This window comes from Streptomyces sp. NBC_00236, assembly GCF_036195045.1.
Taxonomy (GTDB): domain Bacteria; phylum Actinomycetota; class Actinomycetes; order Streptomycetales; family Streptomycetaceae; genus Streptomyces.
On sequence record NZ_CP108100.1, the window covers coordinates 2,672,498 to 2,692,195 of the forward strand.

23 protein-coding genes are annotated in these 19,698 nt (G+C 69.3%); 3 read left to right on the forward strand and 20 right to left on the reverse strand.

From position 1 onward, the window contains the following. Position 1: 1 nt before the first annotated feature. The 13 genes from OG446_RS11920 to OG446_RS11980 form a co-directional block, all read right to left on the reverse strand. A complete protein-coding gene (locus tag OG446_RS11920; protein WP_328894001.1) occupies positions 2-841 on the reverse strand; it encodes a bifunctional DNA primase/polymerase in 840 nt (279 codons plus the stop codon). Further along, positions 838-1,569, reverse strand: coding sequence for a DNA methylase (locus OG446_RS11925; RefSeq protein WP_328894002.1), 732 nt, complete (start codon positions 1,567-1,569; stop codon positions 838-840). Before OG446_RS11925 ends, OG446_RS11920 begins: the two co-directional genes overlap by 4 nt. A gap of 85 nt (positions 1,570-1,654) precedes the next feature. Continuing rightward, entirely contained in the window at positions 1,655-1,936 is a 282-nt protein-coding gene (locus OG446_RS11930; protein ID WP_328894003.1) for a hypothetical protein, read from the reverse strand. Positions 1,937-1,970: 34 nt separating this feature from the next. Then, positions 1,971-2,582, reverse strand: a complete 612-nt coding sequence (locus OG446_RS11935) for a DUF6197 family protein (RefSeq protein WP_328894004.1) — start codon at positions 2,580-2,582, stop codon at positions 1,971-1,973. A 205-nt stretch (positions 2,583-2,787) separates the two neighbouring features. Further along, positions 2,788-4,905: an ATP-binding protein gene (locus OG446_RS11940; protein ID WP_328894005.1), complete on the reverse strand. Its 2,118-nt coding sequence runs from the start codon at positions 4,903-4,905 to the stop codon at positions 2,788-2,790. Positions 4,906-4,968: 63 nt separating this feature from the next. Further along, complete coding sequence (locus OG446_RS11945; protein ID WP_328894006.1) at positions 4,969-5,526, reverse strand: hypothetical protein; 558 nt, start codon at positions 5,524-5,526, stop codon at positions 4,969-4,971. 131 nt (positions 5,527-5,657) lie between these two features. After that, a complete protein-coding gene (locus OG446_RS11950; protein ID WP_328894007.1) occupies positions 5,658-5,858 on the reverse strand; it encodes a hypothetical protein in 201 nt (66 codons plus the stop codon). Between the two features lie 16 nt (positions 5,859-5,874). Further along, positions 5,875-6,204 carry an RRQRL motif-containing zinc-binding protein gene (locus OG446_RS11955; protein WP_328894008.1) on the reverse strand — a complete coding sequence of 110 codons (330 nt, stop codon included), beginning with the start codon at positions 6,202-6,204 and terminating at the stop codon, positions 5,875-5,877. Then, a complete protein-coding gene (locus OG446_RS11960) occupies positions 6,204-7,067 on the reverse strand; it encodes a protein spdB (protein ID WP_328894009.1) in 864 nt (287 codons plus the stop codon). Before OG446_RS11960 ends, OG446_RS11955 begins: the two co-directional genes overlap by 1 nt. Beyond that, a complete protein-coding gene (locus OG446_RS11965; protein ID WP_328894010.1) occupies positions 7,064-7,354 on the reverse strand; it encodes a DUF6303 family protein in 291 nt (96 codons plus the stop codon). The genes OG446_RS11960 and OG446_RS11965 overlap by 4 nt, the downstream gene beginning before the upstream one ends. After that, on the reverse strand, positions 7,351-7,548 hold the full coding sequence (locus OG446_RS11970; protein WP_328894011.1) for a hypothetical protein: 198 nt from the start codon (positions 7,546-7,548) through the stop codon (positions 7,351-7,353). Before OG446_RS11970 ends, OG446_RS11965 begins: the two co-directional genes overlap by 4 nt. Continuing rightward, positions 7,545-7,811, reverse strand: a complete 267-nt coding sequence (locus tag OG446_RS11975; RefSeq protein ID WP_328894012.1) for a DUF6284 family protein — start codon at positions 7,809-7,811, stop codon at positions 7,545-7,547. The genes OG446_RS11970 and OG446_RS11975 overlap by 4 nt, the downstream gene beginning before the upstream one ends. A 200-nt stretch (positions 7,812-8,011) precedes the next feature. Beyond that, a complete protein-coding gene (locus OG446_RS11980; RefSeq protein ID WP_328894013.1) occupies positions 8,012-8,188 on the reverse strand; it encodes a hypothetical protein in 177 nt (58 codons plus the stop codon). Positions 8,189-8,792: 604 nt separating this feature from the next. Between OG446_RS11980 and OG446_RS11985 the strand changes: the two genes are divergently transcribed. Together OG446_RS11985 and OG446_RS11990 are read left to right on the forward strand one after the other, a co-directional pair. Beyond that, complete coding sequence (locus tag OG446_RS11985; RefSeq protein ID WP_328894014.1) at positions 8,793-9,563, forward strand: helix-turn-helix domain-containing protein; 771 nt, start codon at positions 8,793-8,795, stop codon at positions 9,561-9,563. Continuing rightward, on the forward strand, positions 9,560-10,033 hold the full coding sequence (locus tag OG446_RS11990) for an NUDIX domain-containing protein (protein ID WP_328894015.1): 474 nt from the start codon (positions 9,560-9,562) through the stop codon (positions 10,031-10,033). Before OG446_RS11985 ends, OG446_RS11990 begins: the two co-directional genes overlap by 4 nt. Here the strand turns inward: OG446_RS11990 and OG446_RS11995 are convergent. From OG446_RS11995 to OG446_RS12005, 3 genes are all read right to left on the reverse strand, one after another. After that, a complete protein-coding gene (locus tag OG446_RS11995; RefSeq protein ID WP_328894016.1) occupies positions 10,021-10,590 on the reverse strand; it encodes an HD domain-containing protein in 570 nt (189 codons plus the stop codon). The two genes, OG446_RS11990 and OG446_RS11995, sit on opposite strands and share 13 nt — an antisense overlap. Positions 10,591-10,601: 11 nt before the next feature. Next, positions 10,602-11,048, reverse strand: coding sequence for a GntR family transcriptional regulator (locus OG446_RS12000; RefSeq protein WP_328894017.1), 447 nt, complete (start codon positions 11,046-11,048; stop codon positions 10,602-10,604). A gap of 200 nt (positions 11,049-11,248) precedes the next feature. Next, on the reverse strand, positions 11,249-12,679 hold the full coding sequence (locus OG446_RS12005) for a hypothetical protein (protein WP_328894018.1): 1,431 nt from the start codon (positions 12,677-12,679) through the stop codon (positions 11,249-11,251). A gap of 770 nt (positions 12,680-13,449) precedes the next feature. Between OG446_RS12005 and OG446_RS12010 the strand changes: the two genes are divergently transcribed. Continuing rightward, complete coding sequence (locus tag OG446_RS12010) at positions 13,450-13,764, forward strand: L-rhamnose mutarotase (RefSeq protein WP_328894019.1); 315 nt, start codon at positions 13,450-13,452, stop codon at positions 13,762-13,764. A gap of 18 nt (positions 13,765-13,782) precedes the next feature. Here the strand turns inward: OG446_RS12010 and OG446_RS12015 are convergent, their stop codons facing one another. The 4 genes from OG446_RS12015 to OG446_RS12030 all read right to left on the reverse strand — a co-directional run bounded on the left by OG446_RS12015 (position 13,783) and on the right by OG446_RS12030 (position 19,573). Then, complete coding sequence (locus OG446_RS12015; RefSeq protein WP_328894020.1) at positions 13,783-14,232, reverse strand: anthrone oxygenase family protein; 450 nt, start codon at positions 14,230-14,232, stop codon at positions 13,783-13,785. Positions 14,233-14,317: 85 nt separating this feature from the next. Continuing rightward, positions 14,318-15,904 (reverse strand): vWA domain-containing protein, encoded by a 1,587-nt coding sequence (locus tag OG446_RS12020; RefSeq protein ID WP_328894021.1) that lies wholly within the window; start codon positions 15,902-15,904, stop codon positions 14,318-14,320. Positions 15,905-16,037: 133 nt separating this feature from the next. Further along, the gene (locus OG446_RS12025; RefSeq protein ID WP_328894022.1) at positions 16,038-16,916 is read right to left on the reverse strand and encodes an ABC transporter permease; all 879 of its coding nucleotides are present in this window, start codon (positions 16,914-16,916) and stop codon (positions 16,038-16,040) included. Next, a complete protein-coding gene (locus OG446_RS12030) occupies positions 16,913-19,573 on the reverse strand; it encodes an alpha/beta fold hydrolase (protein WP_328894023.1) in 2,661 nt (886 codons plus the stop codon). Before OG446_RS12030 ends, OG446_RS12025 begins: the two co-directional genes overlap by 4 nt. Between the last annotated feature and the right edge of the window lie 125 nt (positions 19,574-19,698).

Genomic DNA, 19,698 nt, shown 5'->3' on the forward strand with positions numbered 1-19,698 from the left:
GTCACAGTCCCAACCGGGTCTGGGCGTTGGTCCACGCGTCGGTGCAGTGCCGGGCCGATTCGCCCTTGGCATGGGCAGCGGTGAACAGCCGCGTGATGTGGTTGTCCGTGAGGCAGCCGCACCGGCCGTGTGTCGACAGCACCGCGAGGAACGTGCGGTAGACGGTTGCGTGCACGGCGCTGCGGGCCTCGGTGATGCGCTGCTCTGCCATGGCGATGCCACGGTCCAGATAAGCGGGCATGCGGTGGGGGCAGTTCCCCCCACCGGCCCGTGCGGGCACGGTGATGGTGTGCGGTGTTGGCCGGGCGGTGGTGGGTTCCTTGACGGCCAGGGCGCGCACGGCGTCCGGGAGCTCGGCCATGGTGCCGGTGCCGGGTCCGAGCCACCGGGCGTAGGACATGGTCGACTTGATGTCGACGTCGGGCCGGACCGCGTTCACGGACCGGATGGTGCCCCGGTAGATCCAGTGCTCGCCCCGCGTTGTGGGCACGGTCCGCGTGGTAGGGAGCGTCTGGCGGGCCCATTCCACGGCCTGATTGTTGTCGAGGTCGACCACGGTCAGACCAGCCCCGCCAGGGTGGTAGGCGACGGCTTGCGTCTGCTCCCACACGGGTGCCCACGGGCGTCCGGTGAGGACGGCGGGGTCGGTGGTCGCGGCGGCCCAGGCGTGGCAGACACGCGGGCAGTCGCAGATGCCGGGGGTCTTCATGTTCGGCCGGCCTCCGCACGCGTTGCCCCGGCAGGAGCGGCAGTTCCCGAACGGCACCTTGCCCGCACGCAGCGGAAGCACCGGCACACCCCGCCTGGCGAGGTCCAGGGCAGTGGTCAGGTGGGTGTTCATGCGGCCACCGCCGTGGCGCGGAGGCGGTGGCGGGCGTGGGTGCCGAGCCACTGGGTGTAAGCCGGGGGAATGGCCTCGGTCAGTTCCTCGCGGACCTCGGTCCAGGTGATGCCCATCGCAGTCTGCATCTCGGGGATGGTGGCCTTGCCGCCACCGGCCCCGTACGCGGCGACGTAGGGGCCGTCGCGGTAGACGCCGTGGCGGTAGCCGCGTACGTACCCCCGGTGGCGCGGGTGTGCGGGCTGAGGGACGGTCCAGCGCCCGAGTTCGAAGACGCGGTGGCGCAGTACCCCGAGACCGAACATCTCCCCGCACAGCCGCACGTCGGCCCGCACGGGGGCCTTTCCGTTGGGCTGCTCGATCACGTAGGGCAGGCCGGTGGTGTCGAGCAGGGTTCGGAGTTCGGGGATGAGCTGGACGTGGGTGCGCCCCCAGCCGCGTGCGGCGTTGGTGCCGACGGTGAGGGCGCATCCGGCCTGGCACGGCGGGGAGGCGTGCACTCCCGCGTACCGGCGGATCTCCCCGGACGCGATGAGTGCGGTGAGGTATTCGAGGGCGTCGGCGCGGTGGAAGGTGAAGGGGTAGTTCGGGCGGTCGGCGATGTCGATGCCGGTCACCTTGAACCCTGCCCGGTGGTAGCCCATGGCCGCGCCGCCGGCGCAGGAGAAGAGATCCAGTAAGGCGGGCCGGTGGTCGGCTGCTCGCCGGATCGGGGCGTGTTGGGTCATGCTGGGTGTCTCCAGTTCTCGTGAGTTGAGCGGGAGACCAGGGCGGCCCCGGACTTTGGCGAGACGGGGGCCGCCCTAGCCGTGTCTAGGCGGGGGTGAAGGTGGCGCACATGGCGTCACGGCCGGGCTCGGGGATGCGCTTGCCGGCGGCCTCGTGGACGGCCTCGTGCTCCCGGTCGAAAACGGCGTCGCAGACGAGACGCCCGTCCGGGGTGAGCGTCCAGCCGACGGTGTCGTCGCCCCACGCGGTGACGTATCCGATGGCCTCAATCGGGCTGTCGAGGTGCGGGACGCCCCCTTCCTCGGCGGCGCTGCCGCCGCAGACGTCGCAAACGGCGATCCAGCACATTGCCAGGGTTACAGCCATGAGGTTCTCCTCGTGAGTCACGTGAAGCGTTCGATCAGACGGTGCGGGCGGCCGTTCGGATGAGGGCTAGGACGTCGGCCTCGGTGCGGTCGGGCATGTCGTTCCAGCGGTGGTAGGGCAGGGTGCAGCCGCGAGCGCGCAGGACGGCCTGCATGCGCTGTCCGGCACGGGCGACGGTGGTTTCGTCGCCGATGCCGAGGCGGTAGAGCACGGCCTGCGCGCCGAGGATGCAGCGGCGCCCGGAGCGGGTGCGGTGCGTGCTCTGGGCCCAGCCGTACCGCTCGATCACCAGAGCGGTGAGCTCCAGGTGCTCCGCGACGGTCACCGCCCGGGCGGCGGTGTGGCGGCGGCGTACAGGCGGGAAGCGCAGCACCCAGTCCGGCAGGACCCGCAGCACCCGGCCGGGCAGCTCCAGCGCGGGGGCGGTGGCCGGCGCCGCGGTGCCGAGGGCTTCGGCGACCAGTTCCTGGGTCGTCTTGGTGACGAGTGGGTGTGCGGTCGTGGGGGTGCGGGCGGCGAGGTACTGCTCGATGTCCCGCACGAGCCGAGCGGCGTCAACGTCGGCCAGCGGCGCCGGGAGCGGAATGGCCTGCGGGGCGGCCGCGGCGTGCTCGGTGGGGCGGTGGGTGGTGGTTGCGGTGGGCATGCGGAATCCCGTCCTCTGCTGGGCCAGGGAGGCGGAAGCACCCCCTGTGGGAGGCGCGTGGAGGGGGTTCAGGGGTGCTGAGCTGCGGTGACTCCCTGCCTCCCTGAACATCATTTGCGCAGGTCAGGTACAGGGAGGCGGGTCAGGGAGGCGGTCAGGGAGTTCTCCCTGCCTCCCTGACCCGCCCCGGTCGCGCTCCCTGTGTTCAGGAGGCGGAAGCGGAACCGTCACTGTCGCGGTTGGTCAGGGCGCGGGCGATGCGCTCGCGGCCGACGACCATGCGCCCGTCCGACTTGTAGGGCTCGGCCGCCGTGCCGTCCAACACGCGCTTGAGATCGGCGTGCGTCCAGCTCCCGTAGCTGTCGGCGGACAGCGTCGAGAGGCGCTGCAACACGTCCTGGGTCAGGACCCGGTTCGTGTCTCCGATGACCGTGGCGATGTCCGCGAGCGGGTCCCGCGTCTCGTTGCGGTCGATGACGTGGAGGGTGGTGACGCCGTCGCGCAGGGCCCGGGCGCGGGCGGTGATCTGCGCGGCCGTCTCGTTGTCGATGTAGTGCGTGCGCACCGTGATGGATGCCTGGCCGGCAGGGATTGCGATCCCGTCCGACGCGACGACCAACGTGCCCTTGTCCAGCCCGGGACGGAGCAGGTTCGGGGCGGCACCGCCGTCAACGGCCTTGTCCCCCAACGCCATGCGGGCCTGGGACTCGGTGCCCAGGGCGAGGGAAGCACGGGTGTGGGCGCCCTCGCGAACCAGCTTGGGCAGGTTCTGGTCCGTCGGGTCCTGCGTCCCCTGCCACAGCGTCACGTTGACCGCCCGACCCTGGTTGTGAATCTTCCGCGCGGCCATGAAGTACCGGGAGGTGGCCTTGGACCCGCCGTAGGGGCGCTTCTTCTCATCCACCTCCGGGCACATGAACGCCACCTGCGCCTCATCGACCAGCAGCACCAGCGGCGGGAACACGGTCCCGGGCGGGGCCTGGAGGCGCCGCTCCATCTCGGCAACGCCGTCTTCGAGCATCTCGGTCGTGTCGACGACGTGGTCGTCGGTCGGCCCCTGGATCAGCACCGTGGCCAGGCCGTCGAACATCGCCCAGTCCCCGGCACCCTTCAGGTCCGCGATCCGGAACTCCACCGTGCGGTCCAGGGCCAGCCACAGCGCGAGCGCGCGGAGTGCTGCGGTCTTCCCCTGGTTCGACAGTCCCGTGATGAGCAGGTGGCGCTGGTAGAGGCTGATCGCTGCCGCGTCGCCGCGCAGGTCCTGACCCCACGGGGCGCGGCCCTTGGCGTAGTCGGCGGTCAGGGTGTCGTCCGTGGTCAGCGGGGACGGGCCGATCGGCTCATCCAGGGCGCCGGAATCGGCGACCCACAGCCGGACCGTGCGGGCCGCCTGGGGGATGGTGATGAACACTTCGTGCTCGTGCCGGGACAGGTTCTCGGCGAGCTTGCGCCGCCGGTTCTGCACCTCGTTGGTGGAGACACCGGAGGGCAGGGTGACATCGACTTCGACGCCGCATCCGGCGATCCGGATCGGGCCCAGCATGGAGGCGCCGGCGTCGCCCATGTCCTTGATGGCGTTGCGCAGCGGGGCGATACCCAGGTTGCGCAGGGCCAGTACGACGACGGACGGAGTGACCGGCTCACCCTCGCTGGAACGCACGTGGGCGGGCAGGGCCCACTGGGGTGCGGCCTGCTGGTTCTTGCCCACCGCCCACAGACCGAACAGCACCGCCCACGGGCCCAGGGTCATCAAAGGTCCCCAGGTCACGGTGATAATGAAGATGACCCAGCGGACCAACTCGACCAGAGCCATCGTCGGCGCGGCGATGTCGGTCCAGTCCTTGTTCGCGACGGCCAGCATGATGCCCAGCAGCAGCAGCCCGCCGCCCCCGATGGCGGCGCCGGCCGCGATGCCCTTCGCTGCGTCCATGGGGGCGGTGAGCAGGTCCATGCGGCGGCGGTGGCGCTCCTGGCGGAAGCGCTGCCCGCGCTCCTCCCACTCGGCAGCAGCGTCCATGTTCCCCGCGGCTTCCGCCGCACGCAGCAGCCGCTCATAGCGGGAGGCGGTACGGCCCTCCCACGTGCGACGGGCAACGATCCGAGTCCCGCCCACCACGTACAGGCCGTGGCGGGCGGCGGCGCGGCAGGCGGTCTTGGTGTGGTCGTGGGTGGCCACCGTGCGGATACCCCGCGCGGAGCGCACCCACAGCGGCACAGACGGCCGCTCAATGCCCGGTGCTGCTACAGCAGCCGCCGGGGCCGGTGAGGGCGCCTGGGGGGCGTTGGTGGGGTTTTTGAAGAGGTTGATGACGTTCTCGGACATGCCGGTGTCTCCCGTCAACTCCCCCTGGAATGGGGGCGGTAGGGGTGAAGGGTGTGGGGTGGTTCAGGCTGCGGCGGCGGAGGGGACGACGCGCTTGGCGAGGTACTCGCACCCGTACGCCTCGCGCTCTTCCTGCTCAATGCAGCGGTCGTACTCGCGGCACTGGCGGCGGGACAGGCGCTCGATGCCGAGGTTGTTGCGGATACCGGCGATGAGGCGTTCGCGGACGTCCTTGCGGCTGGTCTGCATGGCGTGGACCAGCTCGTGCACGAGCGTGATGGCGAACGTCGCCTCGTTGGGGTGCTGGTCGACGTTGATGACGATGAGGACCCCGCCGTCGGCGAGCGGGATCGCGCGGCCGGCCGTGTCGCGTGCCTTGCGCTTCTCGAACCGCAGGGCACGGGACTGCACCCGCTTGTCGGTGCATTCGGCGGTGGCGAACTCGGCTGCGGTGGTCACGTCGGCCAGATGGCGTTCGGCGGTGAGGACGACCTGCACGTCGGGCATCCGGCCGGGCACCGCCCGGTCCACGACGCGGACGGCCTCTTCGGCCAGGCGCTGGGCGGTCTTCAGGGTGGAGCGGTAGCCGGGGAGCTTGTGGGTGGTGACGGTCAGCTTCACTACGTCTCGTCTCCGTTCATCGCCGCAGCTCAGGCGGCGGAATCGATGGGCAGAACGGTGCTGGTGCGGGACGTGCCCCGGGCCGGATTCGATCCGGCGCCCTCACGGCATGGACGCCGCGGCTGCGGTGGTCAGTTGGCGGGGGTGAACGCTTCGGCGACGTTCATCAGGAGCACTTCGGCGGACATGAGGTGGCCGACCATCCGCCCGGTGTCGGTGAAGTCGACGCGACCACGGGAGTGGATCTGCTCGACGTAGGCGCGGACCTCTTCGATGACGACGGCCTGTGCAGCGGCCCGGACGACGTCCTGCTGGATCTCCTCGGCAGCCATGACGGCCCCTTCCTGGTCAGGTGGTGTGGGAGTCGGCGCAGGGCACGCACATGCCGAGTGAGCGCGGGATGCAGTACCCGGCATCCCGGCGGCAGTTCGGGCAGGTGCGGCGAGCTCGCATGGCCTTGGCCAGCGCGGCGGCGCGGCCCGGGGTCATGGGGCGTACGGGCTTGGCGTGGTCGATGCGGTAGAGGTAGGCGACCAGCGGAGCGCGGCGGCGGCGCGGGCGGTGGAGCACGGCGGCGACGTCCTGTCCGCCGGGCCGCAGCCCCAACGCCCGCAACTGGCGGCGGGTCGCGTATCCGTCCGGGGCCAGCCGCCACCGGTACTCAGGCAGGGCGGCCATCAGGCGACCATGCGTTTCCATGCGCCCCGCAGCCGGACTTCGGATGCGGAGTGGCCGGCCGCTCGGAACCGGGTGGCCATCTCGCGGTAGGACAGGGCCGGGGTTTCGCTGTGCCGGATCTCGTCAACGAGGGCGTCCAGCGCGTCATCGGTGAGGGCGGGCGCCGCTTCCAGCGCGAGCGCTGGGACGGGATCGGTGGGCCCCCAGACGGGGAGCTCCCATCGGGGTGTGACGCCGGGTGTGACGGGGGTCGTCACACTGGTCAGCGCCCTGCTGGTGTCCTCGCCGTTCCGCGCCGTCTCCAGCGTCGACCATGCCTGGGAGAGGGTCTGGGCGGTCTTGGCCTGGACGCGTGCGACGCGTGACCCGGCTTCCGTCACGGCCGTCAGCCGGGTCTCCTCGGTCGCGGCCTCGGCCCGAAGGCGGGCGCGGGCCACGGCCGCTTCGTCGCGGGCCTCCTGCTGGATACCGCGGATCGAGCCGAGCGCGGTTGGGGTGAGCGCGGTCTGTTCCCACAGCCCGTGCACCAGCCACAAGGCTTTGGCTGCGACGGGCAGCCAGGCGACGGCCAGCCACGCGCCGGCGGACTCCTCGGCCAGCAGTGCGTGGGCGACGAGAACGCCGGTCGCGATCAGACCGAATGCCCAGCCGACCCCGGTGACGACGCGGCTGTGGTCGCCCTGCGCGGCGAGGCGGCGTTCGTAGGCGAGGGTGGCCAGCCACCCGCCGTCGATCCCGAGACCGACGACCAGAGCGACGGGCCACGGCATCGCCGTGCCGAGCCACATCATCACCACGGCCAGCGTGAGGACCATGGACACCGCCGTCATCGCGACGGCCGGCAGAACGGTCTTGGCCTTCATGCCACACCGCCCCACAGCAAGGGGCGGACCCGCACAGCGGCGATCAACCGGACCGGCGACGCGGGGTCGCCGGGGATGTCGCTGTCCTCGATCCAGGACCACTCATCACCCGGCACGCTCTCGTAGCCGAGACCGTTCAGCACGCGCTCGCGCTCCAAGACGGTCGGGACCGCGGCCGTGCGGTTCCAGACGTGCCCGGGCCACGCGGTCGCGGTGGTGTTCATCAACGGGACGTACAGGCTCCACCTGCCGCCGCTGTTCGACATCTGCGCGGGAAGCGCCATCATGACCGCTCACCGCCCCGCCGGGCGCGGCTGTAGCGCACCCAACCGGCGACCTGGACGAGAACGCCGCCCGTGGCCAGCCACCGCCACGACGGCTCACCCAGCAGGGACGCCAACCCCGCCCCGGTCAGAGCCAGCGCGATACCGACGAACACGACGACCAGAGCGCCCCGCTCGGGGGTGATGTTGGCGCTCATGCCGCACCGCCCGTCAGGGTCGACGTGGCGCGGTTGGTCAGGTCCCGCCGCGCCGCCATGACCCGGTTACGGGCCCGGCGAACGCGCCGTACGTCCAGCTCGTTCGCCGGCCGGTCGATCGTCATGATCTGCGCGTCCAGCAACTCGACCTCCGCCCGGATGAGCGGCATCTCCAGCTCGATCGCGTCCAGCTCGGCAGCCGACGGCTCGAAGTCGAGCGAAGCGGCCGTAACAAGGTTCTGAAGTGCAGCGATGGTCTTCATGGGTCGTTTTCTCCCTGGTAGGTGGAACGGCCCGAAACAGCGGCCCCGGTGTCTCACCACCGGGGCCGCGCGCCGTTCAGGGGATGGGCTCACCACGCGGTGGTGAGCCCGGCCGCCGAAACTGGCGGCCAGTGCCCCGGGCCGGATCTGATCCGGCGCCCTCACGGCGTGTATGCCGAGGCTGTGGGTGGTGCATGTGGCTACTTCGGCGTGACCGTGACATCTCCGGTCGGCTCGTAGCCCCTGGACCGCAAGCTGGTCATGACCGTCTTCCTGGCCGCTTCCGGCGAGGGCGCGCTCAGGGTGCCGCGAGCGTTGGTGGTCCCCCCAGGGGACAGGGTGTCGGCGACATCGGCGGTGAAGCTGTACATCGGCATGAAGCTCTCCCACTGGTCATGGTCCGGACAGTCCGGCTCCCCTCGGCCCCGCCCGTACAGCGCCGCGCTAGGCGGTCTGGACGGGCGGGGGAGGCAACCGGCCGCGCGAGCGGCAGATCAGGTGATGCGTTGACGCGAGGGGCTCACCACTCCGGCCGGTCCAGCACGGGCGGCGCCCACGTACTTCGCTGACTCATGGGGTTCCTCTCTGGTGTTCGGATCAGGGCAATCACTGCAAGGGGGACCACGTCCCCACTCGCCGGCCGTTGCTCGCGGTCGCCGGGCCACCTCGCCAGTCGGGCCGAAGCCCATTGCGTCCTACCTGGCCTTTAGCGGGATTGCAGCGTCCCCGCCCTCTGCGCATGCAGCACCTCTCGCCAGACCGAAATCCGGAGAGGTACATGTAGTACCTGTTCCTCATCATGGGGAGAAGAATCCGCGGCGTCAAGCCCGTTCACTCTTCGGGGCTACCGCGCCACTCCGTTGATGTGCCTTCAGCTTGGTCGCCGAAGCCCAGACGTTGGACTCCGTACCTGTACGGCTCGTGCACGACTTGGCTACGGTGAAGTCGTCCCTAGTCGTCCCACTGCGGGGAGAGCGCGAGATGGCGAATGAGCGGCTGCGCGGCGCGATCACCAAGAGCGGCTTATCGCTCGATCAAGTCGCGGAACAACTAGGCGTGTCGGCCAAGACGGTCGAACGCTGGGTCAACGAGCCGAAGCGGCAGCCGTACCACCGCTTCAAGTACGCGGCAGCCTCGCTGCTGCGGTGCGAGATGTCCTACCTGTGGCCAGACGAGCGGACGTCGGCGCAGGTCACGGAAGCTGGGAATGCTGAGCTGATCAAGCTCTACCCCCATCGCTCCGTGGTTCCGAACCGCCTCTGGCCACAGCTCTACGCCCGTGCCTCGCGACACTTTGACGTACTCGTCTACTCGGGCTTCTGGCTCACCGAGGACGCGGCATTCCACCACATCGTCAAGGAGAAGTCGGCTGCCGGCGCCCGCATCCGGTTCATGCTCGGGGATCCCGAGTCTGCAGCCGTCGCCGTGCGCGGAAAGGACGAGGGAATCGGGGGCGCGATGAGCAGCAAGATTCGCAACGCGCTGGTCAACTATGCCTCGCTGTTCCAGCTCCCCGGGGTGGAGTTTCGGCTCCACTCCACCACGCTCTACAACTCGATCTACCGAGCCGATGACGAGATGCTCGCAAACGGCCACCTGTACGGGGTGGGCGCGTACATGGCACCGGTGCTGCACATCCAACGTGTCCCCGGAGGTGAGCTGTTCGACGCCTACGCAGAGAGTGTTGAACGAGTCTGGGAAACCGCGCGGCCCATCTCCTCGCCCACTGACCTAGGAGCTCCAGACGCATGAGCCGAGTCGACTACTTCCGTGACCCCAACGCCCCCGCGGCCAACTCGGTGGTGCCCTCAGTCACGGCCGCCGTGCTCGATGACGCGGGCAGGCTCCTGGTCATTCACAAGACCGACAACAACCTGTGGGCATTGCCCGGAGGTGGTCACGACATCGGCGAGCGCATCGCTGACACGGCTGTGCGCGAGGTCGACGAGGAGACCGGCATCAAGGTCGAGGTGGACGGCATTGTCGGGCTCTACACCGACCCGGAACACGTGCTCGCATATACGGATGGCGAGGTGCGGCAGCAATTCTCTATCTGCTTCCGAGCCCACCCGGTGGGCGGAGCCCTCCGTACGAGCAGTGAGTCCAAAGAGGTCCGCTGGGTGAACCCGGCGGACCTCGCTGAACTCAACATCCACCCATCCATGCGTCTGCGGATCCACCACGCCCTGGACGAGTCGCGCAAGGAGCCCTACATCGGCTGACTATTGGGCGAGGCAAGGGCCATCCGGCCCTCCACCCGCTCGGTGGCGGCGTAGATCTCCGGCGCCGCTCGCTGGATGAAGCGACCAACGATCGTGTCCGGCCCGTACCGCTGCACGATCTCTTCCAGCCGGGCCGCCGGCGTCGTGTGCCCGCCGTCCGGGGTGGTGGTCATGTCCGACACGATGAGGGCGTCAACCAGCTCGGGCCGCTCCAGCTCGAACTCGGTCTCCAGCTCCTGCCGCAGTCCCCGCTCCTCAGCCTCCAGGAGCGCACAGGAGTGATGCGCGACGAGCCGGACAACCCGCTCGTCGGCGCCCTCCTGGTCTCGGAGGAACCGGGCCCCGTCGAGCGGGTGGAAGCCGGTGGTGGCGATGGATGGGGAGTATCCGACGTCGTGCAGAACGGCGGCAGCTTCCAGCAACTCGGCGTCGCGACCCAGGATCGGGCTGAAGGAACGTGCCCGCTTGGCGACACCGAGGGAGTGCACCCAGCGACGCGGCAGCGGTTCGGCCAGCATTGATTCGGAGAGCGAGTATGCCCACTCAGTAAGCCCCATGGAGGGCAAGGCTATGGCTCCTCTCGGGTCTCTGGAAGGGTGCGCACGGTCCGCCCCTTGCCGTGCACAGTGGCGAGCAGCCCGGTGCCGCCCATCAGTGCAAGAGCGTGACGTACGGCTGTCCGGGACACTCCGAAGCGCTCGCAGAGGATCGCCTCTGACGGGTACCGATCGCCAACACCGAGCGAGTCTTCGGTGATGACGGCGATCAAGCGCTCGACAAGCGGCGGAATGGGAGCCCGGGACACGCGCCAGCCGGCCCCCGGCACGGACGTGATCAGCTTCTCGGACTCCAGCGCCTTGAGCGCGCGACGGACGGTGTTGCGGGAGACATCGTGGGCCTTCATCAGGGCGGCCTCTGACGGCAAGGCACCACCCTTTAGCTGTCCCTGCTCGATCTCCCTCCGCAGCGCATCAGCGATGAGCAGATAGGTTCCGCGCGGACTGACCTCCGGCACGGCACCTCCTTCCACGAGCTTTCGGTTGCTGCCAGGGTCGCACGTGACTGCGCGAGACGAAGTGCTAGGCGGAAACCCGACCAGGCTATGTGTATGTAGTGGTGGGCCGTTCTGAAGCTACGTGGGCATGGACGTCCCTTGCCGATATATCCGACAGGAACGGGCCGTCACCTGAATTCCGAAAAGACGCGTAGCTGGTCTCAAATAATCTGTCGTAGGCCCGCCCGAATAGTAGCCTCAGCGGCACTTCTGATAGATCGAACGAGCACCACTACCCCCGCCCCCATCGTTTGATCGTGCCCTCGCGCCTTAATTTCCCCCTCAATCTTGGCATGCTTGGCGTCAGGGGTTTCCCCCTCCGGCAGAGACCAGCCACCACGGTGGGCGACAGAATTACGCACCACGGTCCAGACGCCGACCTCATCCCACAAATCACCGCTCGGACCAACTCCGCGCTGAGCAAAGTTGGACTCGGCCTGATTAGTCATCGAAGCGACCAACCTGAGGAGCTCGAAGACTGCACCTTGGGCATGCTTCGTAGTGTATCGCTGACCATTTTCCTGGAGCTTCGGATTTCCATCAGAACCGATGATGGCCGCATTCGCGGACAGCTTCTCTTTGCCGATCCCTTCCAAGAGGTTAAAGCAGCGAAATAGTTGGTAATCCCACCGCTCATCCCTAAGGGCGTCCGAATAGAGCGACAGCCAGAGACGCAGGCGAGGATCCTGACTTACAGTGCTCCACTGGCCGAGAAGTGCGTGCGGATCTTCGCCAGAGATGAAACCACCAATTAGGTTTCCTTGGTATCCAGCACCTTCAATCCACGACCCAGAAAATTGAACGCTTCCGGCCGACGCAGTAACAGGGGTTCCAATCACCCCGCCAATAATGCGTCCTCGACTGCCCCTGTTCAGCGCTAGCAGGTCCAGGAGCTGGTGCGCCAGCTTGCGGCTCGCGGTAGCAGCAGCGGATGCATCTGGGGCCTGAATGGACGCCACATGGATCACGACCGCAGGGCGCCTGCTACGCATTTCGGTTAGCCACGCATCAGGGGACACGAACGAATTAAACCCGAGTTGACCCAAGACGGAATTCAGTACGTCAACTGCATCAGAACCCAACGTGGAATCCGTCAATTTTAGAACTGAAATCCCAGGAACTCTTAGTTGCGACGTAACCAAAAGGCCGTCAACAAGCACGACGCAAGAGAAGATCTGATCGGATTCCTGGGCGCCGTCCACTTGCAGAGTGAGCGAATAGCGCCCCTGCCTTGCCGCTTCCGTCTTGGCGAGTTCAGTCTTCGCGAAGTCTCCGGAGCGCCATTCTTTACCCGCCTCGGACTCAATGAAGATCAGCGGCTCACTAATCTCAATTTCTCGCCCTGAGCCGTCCAAGACCTTCAGGAGTTGAACAATCCTGCGCCGGTCGGCATCTTCGAGAGGAAGTCTGAACTCCCAACTCGATCCGACCTTGAAGCATGGACCATTAGCGAAGAAATTTATGGCAACATCGTCATGCTCAACAAGGATTACCTGAGTCGGGGCGGACGTACTCTCTTCGGTGTCGACGGAGAAGGTCACCAGCAGCGTGGTGTCCGTCGTGGACATGTTAGCGCTAATCAGGCGTGCCATAGAGTCTCCAAGATCGCGGAAGCCACTTCATCTCAGCGCTACATACCAACACTGCGAATTACGTTCCCAGCCACTCGCCGCACCCCCTTTCTGCGCCACCAGCGCCCTCCCCGCCCAAGAGCCACAGTGAGAGCCCCACCTCTGGAGTGAGATTAGATGCTAGCTGGCCAGACCATAGACTGGCCGCGAATTCCGAACGTTTGAGGGGCCACCCAAGGCTGCTCCGCAGTGACCAACGGGCAGCCGCCAGTGACATGCGTCCCGGACGCTACCCAGATCACGCCCTCTCGTCTGCGACACCCGAGTCGAGGCCACGATCGCAGCGGCAAACCAGACCGGTGACGGCAGGGGCGGAATGAGGTCTTCCGGTGAATGCGCGGGGACGAGGTAGGTTGGCGACCTAAGTCCACCATTGCTCCGCTGGTCAGGGCCCCGTAGTTGGCAGAGAGAAGCACTCTCTTCTAAGCGCTTGGCCGCAGGTTCGAGTCCTGCCGGGGGCGCATCAGCCCAGCCCATGTCAGGCCCTCCCTCGGGAGGGCCTTTTCAGCAGGTCACAGCACGGTAGCGAGGGTGCTGTAGCGAACGCGTAAGGCCTGGGGAGCGGGACCCGACACCCCATGACCGGCGCGCCCCCGCTGGGCGGCGGGACCGCTGTGCCGTTGACCGCGCGCCCGTCGCCCGTCTAACTTTCGACGAGCTTGATTGAAACCTTTCAGTCCGTGCGCCCTGCGGCCCCGCGGCGGCGCGCCCCTCGCCCGGGAGTCCCGATCATGCAGCGCGTCTGCTTTCTGCTGAACGTACGCAAGGACCGCATCGACACCTACCGCGAGCGTCACGCCGCCGTCTGGCCCGACATGCTCGCGGCGCTCTCCGAGGCGGGCTGGCACAACTACTCGCTCTTCCTCCGCGAGGACGGGCTGCTCGTCGGTTATCTGGAGACGGAGGACTTCGACGCGGCCCGTGAGGCGATGGCCGCGACCGAGGTGAACGAGCGGTGGCAGCGTGACATGGCGGGCTTCTTCGAACAGTCGGAGGCGGCGGACGAGGCGATGGTGCCGCTCACCGAGGTCTTCCACCTGGCCTGAGGCGGCGGCCGTGCCCCGTCAGACGTCCACGGCCGCCAGCAGGACGAACGCGGCCAGCGAGAGCACGGTACGGACGCGGTGGAGGGCGTTCCAGCGGGCTTCGAACGCGGTACGGGCCGCGCTGTCGTCGCCGCCCTCGGAGTCGGCCAGCGCCTGGTTCAACGGGATGTTGCCCGCGATCGTCACCAGGTGGGAGCCGACGGCGCACACCAGCGCCGCGACGACCAGCGGCCACCCGTCCTCGCCGTACTCGGTGAAGGCCGCGACCGCCGGGAGAGCGATCACGCCGAGGAAGAGGACGAGGAAGACGGGCCCGGGGACCTTCTCGTTGAAGCGGCGCATCGCCGAGGTGAAGCCTTCGTCGGACAGTGCGCCGAGCCCGGGCATGATCGCGACGAGGAACGTCAGCATGAAGCCGGCGTAGAGGCCGGTAGCGGCCACGGCGAGATTCAGGAACAGGGAGGCCATGGGCTCATCATGGCGTGACAGGACCGGCCGTACAGCCTGAATTCGCAAGGCTGTACGGCCAACCCGCCGCGGATTGACGCGCCGGTCAGTCCATCTCGCCCTCGCCCGCACCCGTTCCGGTGTCGCTACGGCCGCCCTTGAGGCGGTCCGCGTCGGCGATGGCGGTGGCCAGCTTCGCCACCGAGGCGTCCTCGGTCGTCCGCGCCAGTTCCTCTGCGCTGGTGGCGAGTTCACCCAGGCCGGGCGCACCCGGGAGCGCGCCGCCCCGCAGGTTGTCGGCGAAGTAGGCGGCAGTCGCCGTCACTTGGAGGCGGGGGTTGCCTCCGCCCCACAGTTCGCCGTCGATCGCGCCGGTTTCGACCGAGCCCGTCTCCTCGTGCGCCGCCCGGGACTTGGGGTCCAGCCAGCGCACGGTCGCGGTGGCGACATGGCCGGAGGCTCCGTCCCGCAGGCGTACGGCGTAGAGCGCCGTCACCGTGTGGCCGGGGCCGATCTCGCCACCGTCCACGCTGTCGTCGCGGAAGTCGTCGTCGGCGACCTTGCGGTCCTCGTAGCCGATCAGCTTGAACTTCTCCACGGTCTTCGGGTCGAACGCGACCTGCGCCTTGGCGTCGCGCGCGGTCAGTTCGATGTGGGCGGGCAGCTGGTCGACGAAGACCTTGCGGGCCTGTTCCTCGTCGGCGATGTACGTGGTGTGGCCGTCGCCCTTGTTGGTGAGGCGTTCCATCAGGGCGTCGCCGTAGTCGCTTCCGACGCCGACGCCGAACAGGGTGATGCCGTAGTCGCGGCGGGCGGAGTCGATCCGTTCGAGGATCGCGTCGGCGTCGGTGTCACCGGTGTTGGCGAGCGCGTCGGAGAGCAGGACGACGCGGTTGTTGGCGCCCTTGCGGTGGCCGTCGACGGCTTCCTCGTAACCGCGCCGGACGCCTGCCCCCACATTGGTGGAGTCGGCGGGCTCCATGGAGTCGACGGCGTCGTGGATCTTCCCGCGGTGGTCCTTCAGCCGGGTCATCGGCAGGACGGTCTTCGCCTCGCCGCTGAAGGTGACCAGGGAGACCGAGTCGTCGTCGCGCAGCTCGTCGGTGAGGATGCCGAGCGAGGTCTTCACCAGACCGAGCCGGTCGGACGAGGCCATCGAGCCGGAGATGTCGACGACGAACGTGAGCGCGGCGGGCGGCCGTTCGGCGCTGCTGGGCGCGGCCTTGGTGGCGAGGCCGACCCGTACCAGCGACCAGTCGCCGTCCTCGGCGCCCGCCCGTGCGCCGTCGACGGAGACGGTGAATCCGTTGCCGTCCGGGCGGTGGTAGCCCTGGCGGAAGCTGTTGACGAACTCCTCCGGCCGTACGGTCTCCGGGCCCGGCAGCCTGCCGTCGGCGAGGGTGCGGCGCGCGTAGCCGTACGAGGCGGTGTCCACGTCCAGCGCGAAGGTGGACAGGTAGTCGGGTGCGGCGGGTTCCTTCAGCCCGTCCGTCCTCTCCGCGCCCTCCGTCGGCCTCCGCACGTCCGCGGCGGCCCCGCCACCGGGGGCGGCCGGTGCGGGACCGGCCGCCCGTAGACCCCTCTCGGCGGAGCTCGTGTCGTTCGTCCCGCCGCCCGAGCATCCCGTGAGCAGTACGCCCCCCGCGAGGAACAACCCCACCGCTCCCCGGTACGTCTTTGTCCTGCGTCCCATCCGTCGGCCCCCTGTGTCGTCGTGTCACCACTTGGGAATGTGACGTGCGAGCGGGGCCGCCGGAGCCGTCGAAGACGTTGCGGAACGATCTCGATGCGGCAACGACGGACGGTGACCCGGCGGAATGTCAAGGTCAGGACACGATGTCCTTACGACTGAACCCACGGAAGGCGAAGGCGAACAGGATCAGGGCATACGTCACCGAGATGGCCGCGCCCTTCGCCATGCCGGCCCACTCCAGATCGGGCTGGAGCGCGTCGGCCCACGCGAACTGCCAGTGGGCGGGCAGGAAGTCGCGCCAGGATCCGAGCGCGGTGACCGCGTCCAGCACATTGCCGACGATGGTCAGTCCGACCGCGCCGCCGACCGCGCCGAGCGGGGCGTCCGTCTTGGTCGACAGCCAGAACGCCAGCCCCGCGGTGACGAGTTGGGAGACGAAGATGAAGGCGACGACGAGGGCGATCCTGGGCACGGTGTCCCCGGTCGCCAGCGCGCCGCCGGTGGGCAGTTCGAGCGGCCCCCAGCCGTACGCGGCGGCCCCGGCGGCCAGTGCGACGAGCGGCAGCAGCACCATCGCGGCGAGGCTGAAGCCGAGCGCCACGACGAGCTTGCTCCACAGCAGCCTGGCCCGGGGCACGGGCGCCGCCAGCAGATAGCGCAGCGAGGACCAACTCGCCTCGGAGGCCACGGTGTCGCCGCAGAACAGCGCAACCGGGACCACGAGCAGGAAGCCGGCCGAGACGAACAGACACGTCGCCGCGAAGTTCGCCGCGGAAGCGGTCGCGGTGTCCATCAGGGTGACCCGCTCACCGCCCCCGGGGCCGCCGTCCGGGGTGCCGCCGATCGCGAACGCGATGATCAGGATGAACGGCAGCGCGCCCAGCACCCCGCCCATCAGCAGGGTGCGCCGCCTGCGCAGCTGGCGTACGGCCTCCACGCGCAGCGGGAGGGTGCGCCGGGCGCGGTATCCGGGCGCCTCGGGGGCCTCGGCGACTTCGGCTGCGGTACTCATGCGGAGCCTCCGGAGATCAGGGTGAGGAACGCGTCCTCCAGGCGGCGGTGCGGCCCGACGCCGGTCAACGGCACGTCCAGACGCACCAGTTCGGTGACGAGCTGTGGCGAGGTCGCGCCGTCGAGCCGGACGAGCAGTCCGTGCGCGTCGTCGGTACGGACGGCGGAACCGATGCCCGCGAGTGCGGCGATCTTCTCGACGAGCGGTTCGGTGATCTCGTCGGCGGAGGTGACCAGGACCATGTCGCCGGAGCCGGTGATCTCGGCGACGGGTCCGGCCTGGACGAGCCGGCCGCGGTCCATGACCACCAGATGGGTGCAGGACTGCTCGACCTCGGACAGGAGGTGGCTGGAGACGATGACGGTCCGGCCGCCGGCCGCGTACCGGATCATCACGTCCCGCATCTCGCGGATCTGGGGCGGGTCGAGCCCGTTGGTCGGCTCGTCCAGGATGAGGAGGTCCGGCATCCCGAGCATGGCCTGGGCGATGGCGAGGCGTTGCCGCATGCCCTGCGAGTACGTACGGACGGCCCTGGCCAGTGCGTCGCCGAGCCCGGCGATCTCCAGGGCCTCCTCCATGTGCGAGTCCTCGGCGGGGCGGCCGGTGGCCTGCCAGTACAGCTCCAGGTTGGCACGGCCGGACAGGTGCGGCAGGAAGCCGGCCCCCTCGACGAAGGACCCGACGCGGGACAGCACGGGCGCACCGGGCCGGATGGCCCGTCCGAAGACGCGGATCTCGCCGTCGTCGGGCGTGATGAGCCCCATGAGCATGCGCAGCGTGGTGGTCTTGCCCGCGCCGTTCGGCCCGAGGAGCCCGAGCACCTGCCCCTTCTCGACGCGGAACGACAGCTCCCTGACCGCGTACCGGTCGGCGGACTTGGCGTACTTCTTCGACAGGCCGGTGATCTGCAGCGGTACGTCGGTGAGTGCGGGGTCCGGGGCGGGGGTGGCGGTACGGCGGCGGGAGCCGAGCAGCAGGACCGCCGCGATCACGACGGCGGCGGCCGGGAGGCCCCAGGTCCACCAGGGCAGCGTGGCCGCCGCCGTCTTCAGACCGGGCGCGGTGGGGAGGGTGAGCGGGCCGTCGAGGGAGACGGTGTACGTGGTCGGCGCGGCCGGGGACGCGTAGCCGAGGTCGGTGGCGGCGAGCACGAGGCGGAGCCGGTGCCCGGAGTCGAGTTCGTGGTCGACGGCGGGCAGCGTCAGCTCGATCGGCTTGCCCTGCTGCGCGGGGGTGATCCGGTAGGGGGCGACGAGCTGGGAGGGCAGCACCTGCTGCTTCCCGTCCGGCGAGACGTCGTACACCTTGCCGAACAGCACCGCGTCGCCCTGTCCCGCCTTCACGTTCACGCGGACGGTCGGTGAGCCGGTGATGCGCCGCGAGGTCGTGAGGGGGGCGGAGTCGAAGCGGGCGTACTGCCCGGGGAAGTCGATGGAGAGCCCGACGCCGAACGTGGACAGCTGGGCGAGGCCGCCGCCGACGCCCGGGACGGCGGAGATCGCGGGCGGACTGGCTCCGGCGGGATTGCTGAACTTCTGCGTGCCACCGCGCAGCTCGACGCTCTCCGGGCCGCTGCGCAGCCCGGGGTAGGTGTCGCCGCTCGCGCCGCGGGTGAGGGCGGCCCCGTCGGTGGAGTCGATGCCGCCGGTACGGGTGACGCGGAAGGCGGGGCCGGTGGCGGCGCCCTCGTCCTCCTTCAGGTAGCGGTCGAACCAGTCCCCGACGCGCTCGTGCACCCGGCCGGTCTCCATGTCGCCGCCGTCGTGCCCGCCGGCGATCCAGTCGACGGAGACGGGTGCGCCGTTGCCCTTGATGGCCTTGGCCATGGCGTCGGCCTGGCCGAGCGGGAAGAGGGAGTCGGTCTGCCCCTGCACGATGAGCGCGGGCACCTTGATGCGGTCGGCGACGGCGCTCGGGGACCGTGCGGTGAGCAGGGCGCGCGCGGCGGCGTCCGGCTTGCCGCTGACGGCGACCCGCTCGTACATGTCGCAGAGCTGCTTCTCGAAGTTGCCGCAGCCGCCGCCGGTGGTGACGAAGATGCCGGCCCAGAGCTTCTTGAACACCCCGTCGGGGAAGAGCGCGTCGGCGAGGTTCCAGTACGTGATCTCCGGGGCGATGGCGTCGACGCGCCGGTCGTACCCGGCGGCGAGGAGCGAGACGGCCCCGCCGTAGGAGGCGCCGGTGATGCCGACGCGGGGGTCACCCTTGGCGTCGAGCCGTACCTCGGGGCGGGCGGCGAGCCAGTCGATCAGCCGGGAGACGTCCTTGACCTCGCGGTCGGGTGCGTTGAGCGAGATCGTGCCGCCGGACTTCCCGAAGCCGCGCGCGGACCACGTCATGACGGCGTACCCGTCGGCGGCCAGCTCTTCGGCCTGCGCCCGCGTATCGGCCTTGCTGCCGCCGAATCCGTGGCCGATGAGCACCGCGGGCCGGCGCTCGGTGCCGCCGGTGGTGAAGTACGAGGTGTCGACGGACACCCCGTCGACGCGCATCATCCGGTCCTGCCGGTGCACGTCCGGCCCGCTGTCGTCGGCCACGGCGGTCCAGGTGCCCGCCCCGGCCAGCACCACGAGCGCGGCGATACCCGCGGCCCACCGGCCTCGGGAGCGGGGCAGCATCCGCCGCCACCTGGACGTACGCGCAATAGGGGTCTCCATGATGTCGAGCCTAAGCGGACCGCCGCCCCGCCTACGCTGCCGTCAGGCGGAAGTGCCCGGCCTCCTCAAGGCGTACGGCGCTCCCCCGGCGTACTCCCCCCGCGGTATGCCCGCCGCGCGGCCCG